A 17,097-nucleotide genomic window follows, 5' to 3' on the forward strand; every position below is an offset into this window, starting at 1 on the left:
ATATTCTAATGCTAAGTATTTGGTAGTAGTTACATGTTATTCCAAATAGCGTAAAAGTAATTTAAGGAGGCAATTATGGATAGAATGAAAAGAACCCCTATAGCAGAGCAAGAACCTAAAGTAAGAGCAGCAAACTTTAAAGAAGTTTGTTTAGGATATACAGAAGAAGAAGCAAAGCAGGAAGCAGCTAGATGCTTAAATTGTAAAAAACCATTGTGTGTTACTGAGTGTCCTGTAACTATATCAATACCTAAGTTTATTGAGCAGGTTAAGGAAGGCAATTTTGAAGAGGCAGCAAAAATTATATCAAAATCTAGTGCACTGCCAGCAGTATGTGGAAGGGTATGTCCACAAGAAGTTCAATGTGAAGGAAAGTGTATACTAGGCATAAAAGGAGAACCTATAGCTATAGGAAAGCTTGAAAGATTTGTTGCTGACTGGTCAAGAGAGCACAATGTTGATTTGTCAGAAGCTGCAGAAAAGAAGGGCAAAAAGGTAGCCGTTATAGGCAGTGGTCCTGCAGGACTTACCTGTGCAGGAGATTTAGCTAGAATGGGCTATGATGTAACTATATTTGAAGCTCTTCATGAACCAGGCGGAGTATTAGTATATGGAATTCCAGAGTTTAGACTTCCAAAGGATTCAGTAGTAAAGCATGAAATAGAAAATGTTAAAAAGCTGGGCGTAAAAATAGAAACTAACGTAATCATAGGAAGAACTATAACTATAGATCAGCTTTTAGAAGAAGAGGGCTTTGATGCAATATTTATAGGTTCAGGAGCAGGACTTCCTAAGTTCATGGGAATACCAGGAGAGAACTCAAATGGAGTATTTTCAGCTAATGAATTCCTAACAAGAAATAACTTGATGAAAGCCTTCAAGGAAGAATATGCAACACCAATAAGAGTAGGTGAAAAGGTAGCTGTAGTTGGTGGAGGAAATGTAGCAATGGATGCTGCAAGAACAGCGTTAAGACTTGGAGCAGAAGTGCATGTAGTTTATAGACGTTCAGAAGAAGAGCTTCCAGCAAGAGTAGAAGAAGTACACCATGCAAAGGAAGAAGGAGTAATCTTCGATATGCTTACAAACCCAACAGAGATACTAGCAGATGAAAAGGGCTGGGTAAAGGGCATGAAGTGTGTAAAAATGGAGCTTGGCGAGCCAGATGCTTCAGGAAGAAGAAGACCAGTAGAGGTTAAGGATTCTGAGTTTGTAATGGAGCTAGATACAGTAATAATGTCACTTGGAACTTCACCAAACCCATTAATATCAACAACTACAAAGGGTTTAAGTGTAGATAAGAGAAAATGTATAATAGCACAGGAAGAAACAGGAGAAACCACAAAAGAAAAAGTATATGCTGGAGGGGATGCTGTAACAGGCGCAGCTACAGTTATACTTGCCATGGGAGCTGGGAAAAAGGCTGCCAAGGGCATTGATGAATTCTTGAGTAAGTAAGAGGTAAGAAGTAAGAGATAAAAAATAAAATATATAAAGGCAGCTTTTTTACGAGCTGCCTTTAGCACTTTTTGTTGCACCTTAGAATATTATGGTATATATTTTAGATAGTGAAACAAAATAGATTATGATTATAGAGAGGTAATTTATTATGTTATTAGAAAAAGTAAGAAGATATCGTTCTGATAAATATGATTTAAACTGTGCAGAAACTATAATTTATGCTGCTAATGAAGAATATAATTTAAATTTGTCTAGGGAAACACTTAAAACTATGGCGGCTTTTGGCGGCGGTATGGGTATTGAAAGTGTTTGCGGAGCAGCAACGGGAGCGCTAGCAGTGCTTGGAATAATGTTCACACAGCAAAGAGCACACGAGAGTGCTAGAGTGAAAGAACTAGCAAAAGAATTCATGGAAAGCTTTGAAGAACAGCTTGGAACAAACAATTGCAAGGAGCTAAAGAGTAAATATAGAAATGATGAGATTGGCTGCAGCAAGATGATTGAGCTGGCTGCGGTAATATTAGATGATATAGTACTAAGAGAAATGAAAATGTAAGCTAGAAAATAATTAGACTGGGAGAGGAAACAGATGGATTATAAAAGTGTAGAGCAAATAGATGAAGGGGTTCTAGTTAAGGATGTAAAGAACTTTGAATTAGCTCATATTTTTGATTGTGGACAATGCTTTAGATGGAATAGGCAAGAAAGTGGTAATTATATAGGTGTAGCTTTTGGAAAAGTAATTGAAATAGAAAAAAGGCAAAATGATGTGATCATATATAATACTACTATTGATGAATTCAAGGAAGTATGGGTTGATTATTTTGATTTGAACAGAGATTATAGTGCAATAAAGGATAAACTAAGTAAAGACGAACTTTTGAAAAAATCTGTAGAATTTGGTCATGGGATAAGGCTTTTACAACAGGATCCATTTGAAATTACAATATCTTTTATAATTTCTGCAAATAATAGGATTCCTATGATAAAAAGGGCTATTGAGAACATTAGTAAAGCTTTTGGAAAACCACTAGAATACAAAGGGAAAACCTACTATGCCTTTCCGAGCTTAGAAGCATTAAAAAATGCTGAGATTTCAGAAATGGAGGCTTGTGGAACCGGCTTTAGAGCAAAATATATAATAGACACAATAGCTAAGATTAATGAAAATGCCAGTCCTGAAGGTGTTTGCTACAATAATGAATTTGATTTAAACTGGATAAAAGCTCAGAGTGATGATGTTTGTCATGAACAGCTGCAAAACTATAATGGCATTGGACCTAAAGTGGCAGACTGCATAATGCTGTTTTCTATGGGCAAATATTCGGCTTTTCCAGTAGATGTGTGGGTAAAAAGAGCTATGCAGCATTTTTATTTAGCTCCAGATGTGTCACTTAAAAAAATCAGAGACTTTGGAAGAAATAAGTTTGGAGAGCTTTCTGGCTTTGCGCAGCAGTACTTGTTTTATTATGCCAGAGAAAATAATATAAGTGTCTAATTTCCTTCAAAAGGTTAGAAGGGGGAATTTATGTTAAACAAAGCAGTTCAGCTGATGAAAAGGTTGCTGAGAAAATTGTATGATAATAGAGCATATTTAGTGTTAATACTTGTGCTATTAATATTTGTGTTAGTTGGATATGAGTACTTCGAAAAATATGCTAGCTTTTTCAAAGATCCTCATAAAATAAAAAAATGGGTATTATCCTATGGCAAATACAGTTTTGGAGCCTTTATACTGCTTCAGATAATACAAGTTGTAATTTTTTTTATTCCAGGGGAGATAGTACAGATAGCTGGAGGGTTTATCTATGATACCTTCTTAGGCTCAATTGTTTCGCTTATAGGAATAACTTTGGGAAGTTTAATAGCTTATGCAATAGCAAGTTACTTTGGAAGAAAATTTATAAGAAAAATTGTTTCGGAAAAGCATTTAAAATTTTTTGGCAAGATATTAAAACTAGGAAGTGTAAATTACGTAGTATTTCTTGTATACTTGATTCCTGGAATACCTAAAGATGTGGTTGCGTATATCTGCGGAATATCTGATATTAGCCTAAGCAATTTTCTCATATTTTCAACCTTAGGCAGGATACCAGGAATTTTCGTTTCAGCTTATTTTGGAGCCAATATTCATACGGGAAATAAGCTAAGCCTAATTATTATTTCAGTAGTTATGATATCACTGTCAGCCATTGGAGTTTTTAAAGGTGAAAAGATAATTAAAAAGCTTGTAAAAAAGCAGCCTTCACAATAAGTTAAGCCTTATTGTGAGTGCTGCCTTTTTTTATAGATAATCTATAAAGTAAAAATAGGATTATGCAGGATACAACTATAAATCCTAATATAAGAAGTGCACAGTGGAAGAAAAAGTCCTCTGGCAGTACATTTATTATTGGATCTTTTACAGGGTCAAACTCCCAATAGTCGTTACTAAAAAATAACTTGTGAAATACAGTAAAGCTTTTATTAAAGTTTATGGCAAAAGGAATAATCAAAAGTATTGGCATTACTATAAGGTTTGTAGCACTCCTTTTTAAAAAGACAAAATTCTTGCTTTTAAAGCCTATAAACACAGCAATGGCAGAAATAACTGTACTTATGTAGAAAAGATAATCGATATTTGTAAAAAGCTTTTTAACTTCGACAAAATGTATTTCGCCTTCCTTTGACATAGTAAAGTCTGGCATACTGAGTTTTTTTATAGAAGGTTTTTGTGTATAGTCTATAAGAATATTATAGTTTTTAATTATGGTATTCTTATCAATTCCAGAGCTTTCTGCTATATTTAAGTGGTTAACGTCATAGTAGTACAGAGGTCTAAAGCCTAAAGTGAATTTTACAGCTAAAGTAACAATAAATATACTCACTGCAATTGAAAATATAGGTGCTAATAGCGTGGAAGTAGTTTTATTCATAGTAATCCTCCTTTTAGTAGGACAATTTGCATCTTATTAGTGCCATTAAAACGGCAAGGTTCTTCCTTTTAATAAGCTATGATAACATTTTATATAATGTAAATTCTATAGTCAATAAAATTAGGATTAAAAACCTTACATAAAGACAATAATTATTGTATATAATACTCTAGGTTGACAAATTTCCTTCAGTTAAAAATATGAAATAATGTAACTAATTCTACAGAACTTGCAAGTGTAAGCATAATTGAGATAATGAGAGAAAAAAGATAAAATTCCATGCTAATATTGCTCTATTCTTTGTTATCAAGTAAATATGGCTTATAAAGTTAAATCATGGAATTTGATATTATAAAGTCTATTATTTATTATAATAAGTGTTAGCACTCGATGATGATGAGTGCTAACAAATAATTAACAACAAATTTATTAATATAAAAATAACTTAAGGAGGGGTTTAAATGAGAATTAGACCACTTGGAGACAGAGTTGTTATTAAGAGATTAGAAGCTGAAGAAACTACAAAGAGCGGAATTGTACTTCCAAATACAGCAAAGGAGAAGCCACAAGAAGCTGAAGTAGTTGCTGTAGGGCCTGGAGGAATTGTAAACGAAAAAGAAGTAAAAATGGAAGTTAAGGTAGGAGATAAGGTTCTATTCTCCAAATATTCAGGAACAGAAGTTAAGCTAGACGGAGAAGATTTTATAATTTTAAAGCAAGACGATATTCTTGCAATAGTTGAGTAATAAAAGTAATTTAGATTTGGAGGAATTAAAATGGCTAAGAAAATTGTACATGGTGAAGAAGCAAGAAGATCTATGCAAAAAGGCGTAGACATACTTGCTGATACTGTAAAAGTTACACTTGGACCTAAGGGAAGAAATGTTGTTTTAGATAAAAAATTCGGTGCACCATTAATAACTAATGATGGTGTTACTATTGCTAGAGAAATAGAATTAGAAGACCCATTTGAAAATATGGGAGCACAACTTGTTAAAGAAGTTGCTACAAAGACAAATGATGTGGCTGGTGATGGAACAACTACAGCTACATTACTTGCACAAGCTATAATTAGAGAAGGACTAAAGAATGTTACAGCTGGTGCTAACCCAATGCTTATTAGAAATGGAATAAAGATGGCTGTAGAAACTGCAGTTGAAGAAATAAAGAAGATATCAAGACCGGTTGAAGGAAAAGAAGACATAGCTAGAGTTGCTGCTATTTCCGCTGCTGATGAAGAAATCGGTAAGTTAATTGCTGATGCTATGGAGAAGGTAGGCAATGAGGGCGTTATAACAGTTGAAGAATCAAAGTCCATGGGAACTGAACTTGATGTAGTTGAAGGAATGCAATTTGACAGAGGATATGTAAGTTCCTACATGGTAACTGATACTGAAAAAATGGAAGCAATTCTTGATGACCCATATATACTTATAACTGACAAGAAGATATCAAACATACAAGAAATACTTCCAGTGCTTGAACAAATAGTTCAACAAGGAAAGAAATTATTAATACTTGCAGAAGATGTTGAAGGCGAAGCTCTTGGAACTCTAGTAGTTAATAAGCTAAGAGGAACTTTCACATGTGTTGCAGTTAAGGCACCAGGCTTTGGTGATAGAAGAAAAGAAATGCTTCAAGACATAGCTATTTTAACTGGTGGAGAAGTTATATCAGAAGAGCTTGGAAGAGAGCTTAAAGATGTTACACTTGATATGCTAGGAACAGCAGAAAGTGTTAAAATCTCAAAAGAAAATACTGTAATAGTAAATGGAAGAGGAAATAAGGAAGATATCCATGCTAGAGTATCTCAAATAAGAGCTCAAGTTGAAGAAACTACTTCAGATTTCGATAGAGAAAAGCTTCAAGAAAGATTAGCTAAGCTTGCCGGTGGAGTTGCAGTTATCAAAGTTGGAGCTGCTACTGAAACAGAATTAAAGGAAAGAAAGCTTAGAATAGAAGATGCTCTTGCAGCTACTAAAGCCGCTGTAGAAGAAGGTATAGTTGCTGGAGGAGGAACTGCTTATATTAATGTAATTGAAAAGGTTGGAGAATTAACTTCAAATGATTCCGATGTAAAAGTGGGTATAAGTATAATAAAGAGAGCTTTAGAAGAACCAGTAAGACAAATAGCTGCTAATGCTGGTCTTGAAGGTTCTGTAATAATAGAAAAGATTAAGAACAGCGAACATGGAATAGGCTTTGATGCACTACGTGAAGAATATGTTAATATGTTAAAGGTTGGTATTGTTGATCCAACTAAGGTTACAAGAAGTGCTCTTCAAAATGCTGCTTCTGTAGCTGCTACATTCTTAACAACTGAAAGTGTAGTTGCTGACATACCAGAAAAGAATCCAGCTCCTGCAATGCCAGGCGGAATGGGAATGGACGGAATGTACTAAAAGCAATAAGAACCCCTAATAGGGGTTCTTTTTATTTTTTGATATTTTAGCAAGTTTGTTGAATATATAGTTAAAGATAAAACGTAAGAAGGAATATGTAAAAGTACGGTACCAACCTAAAAATTTTTATATAGTGTATATTATGTAAAAATATGATAATAATTTAAAAAGTAAAATTATATTTTTACATTTTTCTGGAATGTACATAAATTAATAAGTGCTTTTATATTATAAAATTAGCTGATTTTAAAATAAAAGTAAAAACTTGTAATGGTCAATAATGTGTTTTGTAAACTTAAATCCGTTTTTTAAATTAATTATAAATATATGCTTATAAATACCATAATAGTACTAAAACATTGATATAATTTGTATTAATTTATGTTTTTATTTACCTTGTAAATGATATATGCTGTATTTATAATTAAAGTTGAACTACTGCGTATAAAAAAGTACTAGTTATATGAAAAAATATAGTGTTATGCCAGTAAAAAATATTATTATTTATAATATTACAATTTACATATGAGGGGTATGGAAATGGATATCAAAGTAAAAAGACGATTGGGAGATTTATTAGTTCAATCAGGAAAAATTTCAATGCTCCAACTTCAAGATGCACTAAGAAGACAAAAGACCTTAGGCAAGAAAATAGGAGAACTTTTAATAGACGATGGTATAGTAACTTCAGAGGATATTCTTCAGGTACTGGAGGACCAAACAGGGTTTGAAAGAGTAAACCTGGATATGATTAATATAGATAAGAAGGCTATAAAAGCTGTACCTGAAAGTATATGCCTAAAGCATGATTTAATACCCTTTGGTTTTAATGAAAATAAAATAAAGATAGCTATGTGGGATCCGCTAAACATATTTGCCGTTGATGATGTTGCAATAGCTTCAGGCTTTCAAGTGGAAACTTATATAGCATTAAAAAGTGAAATAAAGAAGCATATTGAAAGATACTATTCAGACCAGCAGGTTTTAAGAGCTGCTGAAGAACTTTCAAAGGAAAGACAAGGGGATAGCCGAAATCAAAATCAACTTGATGAAGAAGCTTTTGATGATATAAAAAATGCTCCTGTTGTAAAAATGGTGGATTATCTTATCAAAAATGCAATAGAAGCAAGAGCAAGTGATATACATATTGAGCCTTATGAAAAACATATAAGAATTAGATATAGGGTAGATGGACAGCTTATTCAGATTTCTACCTTAGGTATTGACTCATTAGCGGCTTTAGTAACAAGAATAAAGATTCTTGCAAATTTAAATATAGCTGAAAAACGTATTCCTCAAGATGGAAGGATAATAACCAAAGTAGGAGACAAGGAAGTTGACCTTAGAGTATCTATTCTTCCCACAGTTTCAGGAGAAAAAATAGTTATAAGAATACTAGACAGAGCTAGTTATAAAATAGGCATTGATAATTTGGGAATGAATGAAGAAGAACTAGAGCAATTACGCAGAATCATAAAAAATCCGCATGGAATAATACTTGTCACAGGTCCCACAGGAAGTGGTAAATCAACAACTCTATATACTATTCTCAACAAATTAAATAGTGAAGACAAAAATATTATTACAGTAGAGGACCCAGTAGAGTATATGCTTGAAGGGATAAACCAGGTTAACGTTAATACAAAGGCCGGACTTACTTTTGCAAATGGCTTAAGGTCTATATTAAGACAAGACCCGGACATAGTAATGATAGGTGAGATAAGAGATAACGAGACTGCTCAGATAGCAATAAGAGCAGCAATTACAGGACATTTAGTACTAAGTACACTTCATACCAACGATGCACCATCATCAGTTACTAGACTTATAGATATGGATATAGAACCTTATTTAGTTGCAACTTCTGTAGTTGGAATCATTGCACAAAGATTAGTAAGAAAAATATGTCCTAAATGCAGCACTACTTATACTGCATCTGCTTATGAAAAACACATACTTGGAATTGATGAAAATGAGGATGTTATCTTAAACAAAGGTTCAGGATGTGCCTTCTGCAATAACTCAGGTTACTCCGGCAGAACTGGTGTATATGAAATTATGGAGGTAACTAGAGAACATAAGGAATTAATAATGAATAGCAGAAATAGTGATGCTTTAAAGGATATATCCTTAAAAAGAGGGATGAAGACTCTAGGTACAGCTTGTAAAAAATTAGTACTTAATGGTGTAACCACAATTGATGAATTGGTTAAAACAGCTTACCTGCAGGAGTAAAAACTTTAAAGAAGAGGGGTTCTAATATATGCCAAAGTTTAAATATAGAGCAATGAATGAAGCTGGTGAAAGAATTGAGGGAACTTATGAAGCAGCATCTAAAGATTTAGTAATGGATATGATAAGCACTAACAATTATTATCCACTAAAGATAGAAGAACTCAATGAAGGAACCAAGATAGATTTTAGCTCTATGGTTAGAGTAAAAACAAAGGATATAGCAATATTTTGCAGACAGTTTTATACAATGCTTGATGCTGGATTATCTATTAATAGTGCTCTGCATATTTTGGCAGAGCAGATTACAAATAAAAAGCTTAGAAGTGCCCTAGTAAAAGTAGAAGAAGAAGTAAGGAAGGGAGCTACCCTTTCTGAAGCGATGAAGGAACAAAAGCAAATTTTTCCTGAGCTTTTAGTAAATATGGTAGAAACAGGAGAAGTAAGTGGTAATCTTGATAGCATCATGCTTAGAATGTCAAACCACTATGAAAAGGAAAACAAGATAAACAATAAGATTAAAAACGCAATGATATATCCAATAGTATTAGCCATAGTGGCTATAGCTGTTATTACTATAATTCTTGTTTTTGTAATGCCTATTTTCGTTGAAATGTTTACAAGCAGTGGTGTACAGCTGCCAACTAGTACAAAAATCCTTTTAGGTTTAAGTAGTGGGCTTAGAAATAATTACATCCTAGTTCTTTTGTCCTTAACTGCAATTATTTTTTTAATAAGATACTATTTAAAAACTGATAATGGTGAGCTATTCATAAATAAGGTTAAGCTTTCTTTTCCCATTATTAAAGGTCTAAATGAAAAAATCGTAGTATCCAGGTTTACTAGAACACTAGCTACAATGCTGGCAAGTGGTATTCCACTAGTGCAGGGACTTCAGGTTGTTTCTTCAGTAGTTGGAAACAAAATTGTTCAGGAGGCCTTGGAAAAAGCAAGAGAGAAGGTGATGATGGGAGAAGGTTTAGCTGATCCAATCAAGGAAACTAGATTATTTCCACCTATGCTGTCCTCAATGATAAAAATAGGTGAAGAATCTGGAGCACTGGATGATATTTTAAACAAAACAGCTGACTTTTACGATGAAGAACTAGATGCAGCTATAACTGCATTTACAGCTATACTTGAACCAATAATGATTGTAATTATGGCAACCATAGTAGGCTTTCTAATGATTTCAATCTTACAACCAATGTTTGGCATGTACAACACTGTACAATAAAATAAATAAAAATCTAAGGAGGATATTAAAATGAACAAAAATGCAAAGAAAAAGAAAAAGGGATTTACACTTATTGAACTTATTATAGTTCTTGCTATTATGGCAATTATAGCTGCAATAGCTATACCTAATTTTTCAGCAGTAAGAGATAATTCAAAGAAAAAGGCAGATACTCAAAGTTGCGAAACTATTAAAAGGACAGTATTAATGTTGGTTTCTGATAGTACTTTAGCTCCACAAAATAATGCAGATGTGGCTAAGCCTAAGACACTTACATTTACAGCTGGAAGTGATTTTACAACTACTGCTACTTCTGCTTCTCTTAGTGGAACTGGAAATTCATTTGATGGTGATAATACTTGGTCTGATACAGAAAAGTTAGAAACTGCAAAAGCTTTAAAAGAAGTAAAAACACCACAACAAGCTGGAGCACACTATGTAGTTAAAATTAATAAAAGTGGTGAAGTAGCTGTTACATTAGAATAATAAAAATTAGTATTTCAAAGTGTAAAGTTAACCCTGTTAACTTTACACTTCAATTTATATTTAAGCCACAATAAATATACTACAGAAAATAAAGAGGTGAGCTCCTTGAATTTAAAAAAGATAAAAGTACCAAGTTCAGATAGTATAAAAAAATTACTTTCAACTGATGTTTCTTCCTTAAAGAATGTAAAGAAAATACCAAAGGCATTAAAGCTTGATTTAAATTCTATGCCTAAGAACACTAAAAATGTAATTTCTTTAGATATTGGCACGGAGAAGATTAAGATTGTACTAGGAAGATTTTCAAAGGGCAGAGTAATTATAGAAAAGGCTTTTATGGTGGATACCCCAGAAGGAGCATTAGGTGATGGAACTATAATAAATTCTATGAATTTGGCAAAGACAATAGAAGGTGTACTTTCTATTGAACAAATTAAAGTTAAGGAAGTTAATTGTACAACTAATAGCACTGCAATAATAAATAGAGAAATAGTTGTTCCAGCAGCTGCGGTGGACGAGCTGGATACCCTAGTTAAATATGAAATTCAGCAGTATCTTCCAATAAATATGGATGATTATATAGTACAATACAATGTTTTGGAAGAAGTAAAAAATGACAACATATTAAAGTATAGAGTATTAGTAGTAACCTATCCTCATAAGATGGCAAAGCAGTATTATGAGCTTATTAATAATTGTAAATTAAAACCCAATATACTGGATGTAACCTATAACTCAATAAAAAAACTTGCAGGTAGTATGCAAAGTATTAATGAAAGAGAATATAACTTAGGGGATACAACAGCATTCATTGATATGGGAGCTGCAAATCTCAATGTTAATATATATAATGGCAATAAAATGGAGTTTACCAGAATAATTAAATCTGGTGGCAGCATAATTGATAGAGAAATTTCAAAGTCCTATGGCATTCCAATGGAGGAAGCAGAAAAGAGAAAAATAGAACAGTGTAATTTTGGCTATGATGAAATAAACAGTGTAATTAGATCTGTAGTAGATGAATGGGTAGAAGAACTTAATAGAATAATACAATTTTATAAAAATAAAAAGGTTGGCAATAAGTTGGACAAGATATACATTTATGGAGGTAGTTCTAACTTAAGTGGTATTAGTGAGTATTTATCTTCTAAACTGGGATTAAAGGTAGAAAAGATTGAAAACTCAGGTAATATTGAATTTCGTAATGCAGCTGTTACAAGTGATTTGAACCGTTATCTTAATGCCATTGGGGCAATAATCAGACTTTAGGTTGGTGATTGATATGAGAGATTTTAACTTTTTTTCCCCTTATATAGAATCTAAAAAGAGATTTAAAAATAACTACTTTCTTATAATAGTTTTATTTTCTATTGTAGGATTATATATGATGGGAACAACAGGCTGGTATTTATATAATAATATTACATTGAAAAAAGAAATCCGTTCTATAAATGCTGAACTTAACGACAGCAAGTTGATAGAAAAATATAAGAAAGCAGAAACTACTAATAGTAAATATAATTTAACTAGTAAATATAGTGACAGTGCTGCTGCTCTAATTAAAAGTTTTCAGAAAAAGGATATAGTAAATACAGCTTCAATAAATGAAGTTCTTTCCTGTATGCCTCAGGATGTATTTCTGGCTTCTATTAATATGAATGAAAGTTCAATACAGCTTCAATGCACAAGCAAAAGTATAGTCACTGCAGCGGAATTTGAGCATAATCTTATTAAATTGAACAAGTTTAAAGAGGTTAGCATAGGCAGTATAGCTGGAGATTCAACAAAATTGAACTACGGGTTTTCAATAAATTGTACGTTAAAGGGTGTTGATAATAATGAAAATAAGCAGAAGTGAGAAAATACTGTTAGCTATATTTGGAGCATTACTTTTAGTTTTTGCATATCATAAATTTGTTTATGCAAAACAGTATAAAAGTATAGAAACCCTGAGAACAGAAAAAAAACAGAGCAGTGACAAGCTGGATAATATTAAGCTTACTATAGCTTCCTCAGCGAAAAAAGAAAATGATATGAAAATATTAAATGCTAAGGTACATGATTCTGTAGATAGACTTTATCCTGTGATATGGCAGGAGAAAACACTAATTGAGCTTAATGATCTCTTAAGTAAGTCTAAACTTGAAGGCTCAGCAAATACAACTAATGGTGATAGCGATAAGAAAAATAGCTCTTCAGATACTAATAGTAAGGTTGATAACAATAGCAGCGCATATTCTAATCTGTATTCAATTGTTGATCAGTATAATACACAAGTTCTTTCTGCAAAAAAAGAAGAGGTACAAGCCAGAAATAATAATGCTTATACTTCTATGAAAGCTACCATAAACTTTAAAGGCAGCTACGATAATGTATATTCACTTATAAAAAATATAGAAAATTACAGCAGAAAGATTTATATTTCAAGTTTAAGTATTTCTGGAATTAGTAATGAAGTCAGCGGAACTATGAGTTTAGAGTTTTTATCAATTCCTAAGTTCGCAGATATGGACACAGATTATTATAAATGGGATTTTAATAATCCATATGGCAAGCAAAACCCTTTTGCACAGGGCAATCAAAAGACTTCTAACTCATCTATTGAACAAGCAAGCAAGATACAAGAAAATGCGAAGGATTTTTCTATGTCAGTGAGGTCTGTTAATTCAGATTTACCTGCAGTTATGCTAGGCAAGTATAACGATATAGAAAGAAAGTCATATATATATGCAGATAATAATAAGGTTGAGAATATAGAAATATCCTTTATTGAGCAGAACGGAAAATACTATTATAAGTATAAGACAAATCAAAGCGCTTATCCTAAGCAGTACAATGAAACTGGTGTAGAGTTTAAACCGAGTAACAGTAATATTTCCATTGCGATATTTTCTAATAAGCGTACTTCCGATGCGGACCAAGTGGGAGTTAACTTAAGAGTTATAAATAAAACTTCAAGGTCCATTGATGTTATTGTATCTAATGATGATACTTCTAAGCCAAGAGTAACCTTAACTGGAGAAGGAAATTCAGTAAATCTTAAAAATCAATAATATTTAATTGTATATCAATAAAGCGAGAGGAGGCTGTGCTTTTGAGAAAAAAGTTTGTTAAAAATAAAAAAGGCATTACTTTAATTGAAGTTGTCATAAGTGCGGCTATACTCAGCATAATTATAGTACCTATTAGCATGATGATAAACACATCAGTAAAGACTAATAAAAATTCTGAAAGCAAGCAGCAGGCAACAGTAATTGCACAAAAGCTAATAGAAGATTTAAAAGTAAAGAATAAACCTGTTGGAGAGTCAATAAGGCTATTAGATGGCAGCATTACTTTAAATAAAATGGTTGTTCCTGATACTGGTCATGATATAGGATATAAAGCTACCAATTTAGATGTTGGACAGGGCTTTATTGCTGATATGTCCTTTCAGAGAAGGGAAACCTATAAGGGAAATACTGCTGGTACGTTATCTGATAGTGATTTTGACGTTATTATTGATATGATTGACAGTTCTTCTTTTAAACTTACCAGTAAGGGTATTGATGGCACACCATATGAGCAGTATTCCTATACATTAGCTAATAGCTTATATATAAAAGAGGTTAGTGATACTATAATTGAGCTGTATGATTATAAAAAAATTAATGAAAAAAATCTCATAGTTTCATTGCAAAATAAGGCTGGAAAAACTGGAAAGGTTAAAATAGTTTACGAAACTGGAATGGTAAGCTCTGATATAAGGGTTTCCAGCTATAATACTACTGATTCAGATGCAAGTAAAGCATTAACAGTTTATTGTTATAAGAACAATAGCGAAACAGTTAGCAATACGGTTTCTAATATTGGAGGCTATGTGAATATATATGATAATTTAAAAGTCATCAATGTACCAACAAGTGATACAAGGGGTATATATGATGTTACTGTAACACTTTATAAAATGGATAATGGAACTAAAAAAAAGGTTTATGATGTAAAGTCATCTGTTAATTTAATGAATTAAGGAGGTGTAGTAATATGACCGTAAAAAAGAAAAAAGGGTCTTCCATGATTACAATAGTAGTTATGTTCGCAGTATTTATTACTATTGGTATTACTACATTGTCATTATTAACAGCAGATTATCAGAGGAGAATTGTGTCAAGTAAAAAAACTCAGAATTTGTATGCTTCTGACTCTGGAATAAACGTAGTTAGCGGGGCTATGCAGAAGGTAGTTGAGCAGGCTGTGAAACGTGGGAATGAAGCAGCTAATGACTTTTTAACTTCTGATCTCAGTGCCTATACAAATCCAGATGGGAGTATTAATAAGGCATCAGTAGATGCCGAAGTTAATAGCCGTTTTAAGACTACCTATAAAGCTTATATAACATCATATTTAAATGATAATGATAAAAAAACTAAACTAACCAATGGAATATATGTTGATGATGCAGGCAATGATCATCTTCTCTATGATACTACTTTCTCAAACAAGCCTACTATAACCTTAGACTTTGGTGGAGGAAGTGCAAATTTTACTACAGTAAATAGTAAGGAATTATTGAATATTAAAGTGACATCAAGCTTCAGTAAAGTACCTCTCTCAGGAGAAACTTCTAACTTAAAAGAAGTTACTGCTGTGCTAACTATATCTGCTGCTGAATACAACAAGGCATATGGGGTTAATTCCAAATCAGTTACTATAGAAGTGAATCCCATATGGAAAAATGCTATATCCATTGATGGAAACATGAAGATTAAAAGCAGTGTGAACATTTCTGGTGATGTATTTGTAAAGGGTAATTCTGAAGCTGTAAATGAAAAAGTTTATACAAAATACAATGGTGGAATTATAATTGGTTCAGACGATGAACTTTCAGCTAATGCAGCGGATATTGATAACAACAAAGTTTCGTTTAATGGAAAAGTTATAACAGGCAGCAGCTTTAATATTAATGGGCAAAATAGACTTGTAGAAGTTTTAGGGAATATATATGCAAGAAATGTTTATGTAGGAAAAAGCGAAAAGACATTACCTGCAGCTCAAAATGCTTTAAATTGTGTATTAAATGTAACACCCAAAAGTGGAAGTGAAGCAGATACAGGTGCGGTGTATACAGTAAATGACTTATGCTTAAATGCTGCAGCTTCTAAGATAAATATAGATAAATATTATGGAGTAAATGATATAAATAATCAAAGCAGCTTTAGGCCTGGAATTGATAGTGATTTTAACTCCTCAAGCAGCATAATTGTGAATACTGATGATATAGGTAAAAGTGGAGGATCATCTATAAATATTGCTACAGAGGCTGTGATAATGGGAGCAGCATATGTAAATACCAATCCAGCTTATCAGACGGGAGAATCAGTAGCTATAAAAGGAAACTATATGGCATATACTCAGCCTATAGGTGATGGAAAAATTACTAAAGATGAAGATAAGATATATGGTGAAAGTAATATGCAATTTGGATATTATGATCCATTACAACTTGCAGATAAGTTTAAGAATAATGCAGCACTTACAATTGTTGATAAGGCAAGGTATATGGAACTTGCAGATTCCTTAAAGCTTTTACCAGGTAATAATGGAATTAATAAGGCTGGAATTCAGCTTCCAAATAGCAGTGATAAGCTTATAAATAGCGGTATTGCAATCAGTAATGGAAAAATAGTAAGCAGCAATTATAGATCAGAGTTAGATAGTAGAATTATAACATTAAAAGACGGCTTTGCAGAGAAAGTTTACGAAATGGACAATCTAAGTAAAATTGGGGTTCAAAGTCCATTAGATATAAACGATGTTTATGCCTTTGGGAAGATAAATAAAACTGTATTTACTGGTGATGATAATCCGGATTATGGAAGTGATAACTCTATAAAAAATCCTGTTAAGCAGGTTATCTTAGACGGTAGTATTGTGAAAGACATTAAAAATGGAAACAATATAGAGTTTATAAGTGATTCAAAGGATGTCATTATTTTGGGGAAAAATGCTGGGGTTAGCTTTGAAAATAATGATACCACAAAAGTAATAACAGCTAAAAACGGACCAATAAGTGGTATAATAATAACTAAGAAGAATATAAAAGTATACGGTGAAGTGAATTTTTCAGGTACTATACTTGCAGGAGGGGATTTTGTAACTGAGGATACATATAAAAAATCTTTTTCTTCCAATGATAACCTTGTAATGAAATTAATAGCTGGTGATTATGATAATATTTATAAAAAAATATTCAATTATAATTATTCAATAGGAACTCAAGTAGTTACAATATCAAATTCGGCATCTAGCAATGCTGGGGAAACAGGTGAAGCCTTCCAAAGCGACTTGATAAAGGTTGGAAACTGGAAGATAGTAAAATAATTAT

15 protein-coding genes are annotated in these 17,097 nt (G+C 32.5%); 14 read left to right on the top strand and 1 reads right to left on the bottom strand.

Annotation, left to right across the window (positions count from 1 at the left end; genetic code table 11):
• The first annotated feature begins 75 nt into the window (after window positions 1-75).
• From gltA to bsdE14_RS14460, 4 genes are all read left to right on the top strand, one after another.
• On the top strand, window positions 76-1,458 hold the full coding sequence (gene gltA, locus bsdE14_RS14445) for an NADPH-dependent glutamate synthase (RefSeq protein WP_264850678.1): 1,383 nt from the start codon (window positions 76-78) through the stop codon (window positions 1,456-1,458).
• A gap of 151 nt (window positions 1,459-1,609) precedes the next feature.
• Window positions 1,610-2,017, top strand: coding sequence for a C-GCAxxG-C-C family (seleno)protein (locus bsdE14_RS14450; protein ID WP_264850679.1), 408 nt, complete (start codon window positions 1,610-1,612; stop codon window positions 2,015-2,017).
• Window positions 2,018-2,050: 33 nt separating this feature from the next.
• The gene (locus bsdE14_RS14455) at window positions 2,051-2,959 is read left to right on the top strand and encodes a DNA-3-methyladenine glycosylase family protein (protein WP_264850680.1); all 909 of its coding nucleotides are present in this window, start codon (window positions 2,051-2,053) and stop codon (window positions 2,957-2,959) included.
• A gap of 30 nt (window positions 2,960-2,989) precedes the next feature.
• Complete coding sequence (locus tag bsdE14_RS14460; protein WP_264850681.1) at window positions 2,990-3,715, top strand: TVP38/TMEM64 family protein; 726 nt, start codon at window positions 2,990-2,992, stop codon at window positions 3,713-3,715.
• 1 nt (window position 3,716) lies between these two features.
• Here the strand turns inward: bsdE14_RS14460 and bsdE14_RS14465 are convergent, their stop codons facing one another.
• Window positions 3,717-4,376: a TIGR01906 family membrane protein gene (locus bsdE14_RS14465; protein ID WP_264850682.1), complete on the bottom strand. Its 660-nt coding sequence runs from the start codon at window positions 4,374-4,376 to the stop codon at window positions 3,717-3,719.
• Between the two features lie 461 nt (window positions 4,377-4,837).
• Here bsdE14_RS14465 and groES point away from each other — a divergent pair, with 461 nt between their 5' ends.
• The 10 genes from groES to bsdE14_RS14515 all read left to right on the top strand — a co-directional run bounded on the left by groES (window position 4,838) and on the right by bsdE14_RS14515 (window position 17,093).
• Window positions 4,838-5,122: a co-chaperone GroES gene (gene groES / locus bsdE14_RS14470; protein ID WP_264850683.1), complete on the top strand. Its 285-nt coding sequence runs from the start codon at window positions 4,838-4,840 to the stop codon at window positions 5,120-5,122.
• Window positions 5,123-5,152: 30 nt separating this feature from the next.
• Window positions 5,153-6,778, top strand: a complete 1,626-nt coding sequence (groL, locus tag bsdE14_RS14475; RefSeq protein ID WP_264850684.1) for a chaperonin GroEL — start codon at window positions 5,153-5,155, stop codon at window positions 6,776-6,778.
• 540 nt (window positions 6,779-7,318) lie between these two features.
• Window positions 7,319-9,013, top strand: a complete 1,695-nt coding sequence (locus bsdE14_RS14480; protein WP_264850685.1) for a GspE/PulE family protein — start codon at window positions 7,319-7,321, stop codon at window positions 9,011-9,013.
• A 28-nt stretch (window positions 9,014-9,041) separates the two neighbouring features.
• Window positions 9,042-10,247, top strand: a complete 1,206-nt coding sequence (locus tag bsdE14_RS14485) for a type II secretion system F family protein (RefSeq protein WP_264850686.1) — start codon at window positions 9,042-9,044, stop codon at window positions 10,245-10,247.
• A 30-nt stretch (window positions 10,248-10,277) separates the two neighbouring features.
• Window positions 10,278-10,733 carry a prepilin-type N-terminal cleavage/methylation domain-containing protein gene (locus tag bsdE14_RS14490; RefSeq protein WP_264850687.1) on the top strand — a complete coding sequence of 152 codons (456 nt, stop codon included), beginning with the start codon at window positions 10,278-10,280 and terminating at the stop codon, window positions 10,731-10,733.
• Window positions 10,734-10,838: 105 nt separating this feature from the next.
• The gene (pilM, locus tag bsdE14_RS14495; RefSeq protein WP_264850688.1) at window positions 10,839-12,002 is read left to right on the top strand and encodes a type IV pilus assembly protein PilM; all 1,164 of its coding nucleotides are present in this window, start codon (window positions 10,839-10,841) and stop codon (window positions 12,000-12,002) included.
• A gap of 13 nt (window positions 12,003-12,015) precedes the next feature.
• Complete coding sequence (locus bsdE14_RS14500) at window positions 12,016-12,591, top strand: PilN domain-containing protein (protein ID WP_264850689.1); 576 nt, start codon at window positions 12,016-12,018, stop codon at window positions 12,589-12,591.
• The gene (locus tag bsdE14_RS14505) at window positions 12,572-13,786 is read left to right on the top strand and encodes a hypothetical protein (RefSeq protein ID WP_264850690.1); all 1,215 of its coding nucleotides are present in this window, start codon (window positions 12,572-12,574) and stop codon (window positions 13,784-13,786) included. The genes bsdE14_RS14500 and bsdE14_RS14505 overlap by 20 nt, the downstream gene beginning before the upstream one ends.
• Window positions 13,787-13,827: 41 nt before the next feature.
• Window positions 13,828-14,742 (top strand): type IV pilus modification PilV family protein, encoded by a 915-nt coding sequence (locus bsdE14_RS14510; RefSeq protein ID WP_264850691.1) that lies wholly within the window; start codon window positions 13,828-13,830, stop codon window positions 14,740-14,742.
• Window positions 14,743-14,756: 14 nt separating this feature from the next.
• Window positions 14,757-17,093, top strand: coding sequence for a hypothetical protein (locus tag bsdE14_RS14515; protein ID WP_264850692.1), 2,337 nt, complete (start codon window positions 14,757-14,759; stop codon window positions 17,091-17,093).
• Window positions 17,094-17,097 lie beyond the last annotated feature (4 nt).

The organism is Clostridium omnivorum, assembly GCF_026012015.1.
Classification (GTDB): Bacteria; Bacillota; Clostridia; order Clostridiales; family Clostridiaceae; genus Clostridium_AX; species Clostridium_AX omnivorum.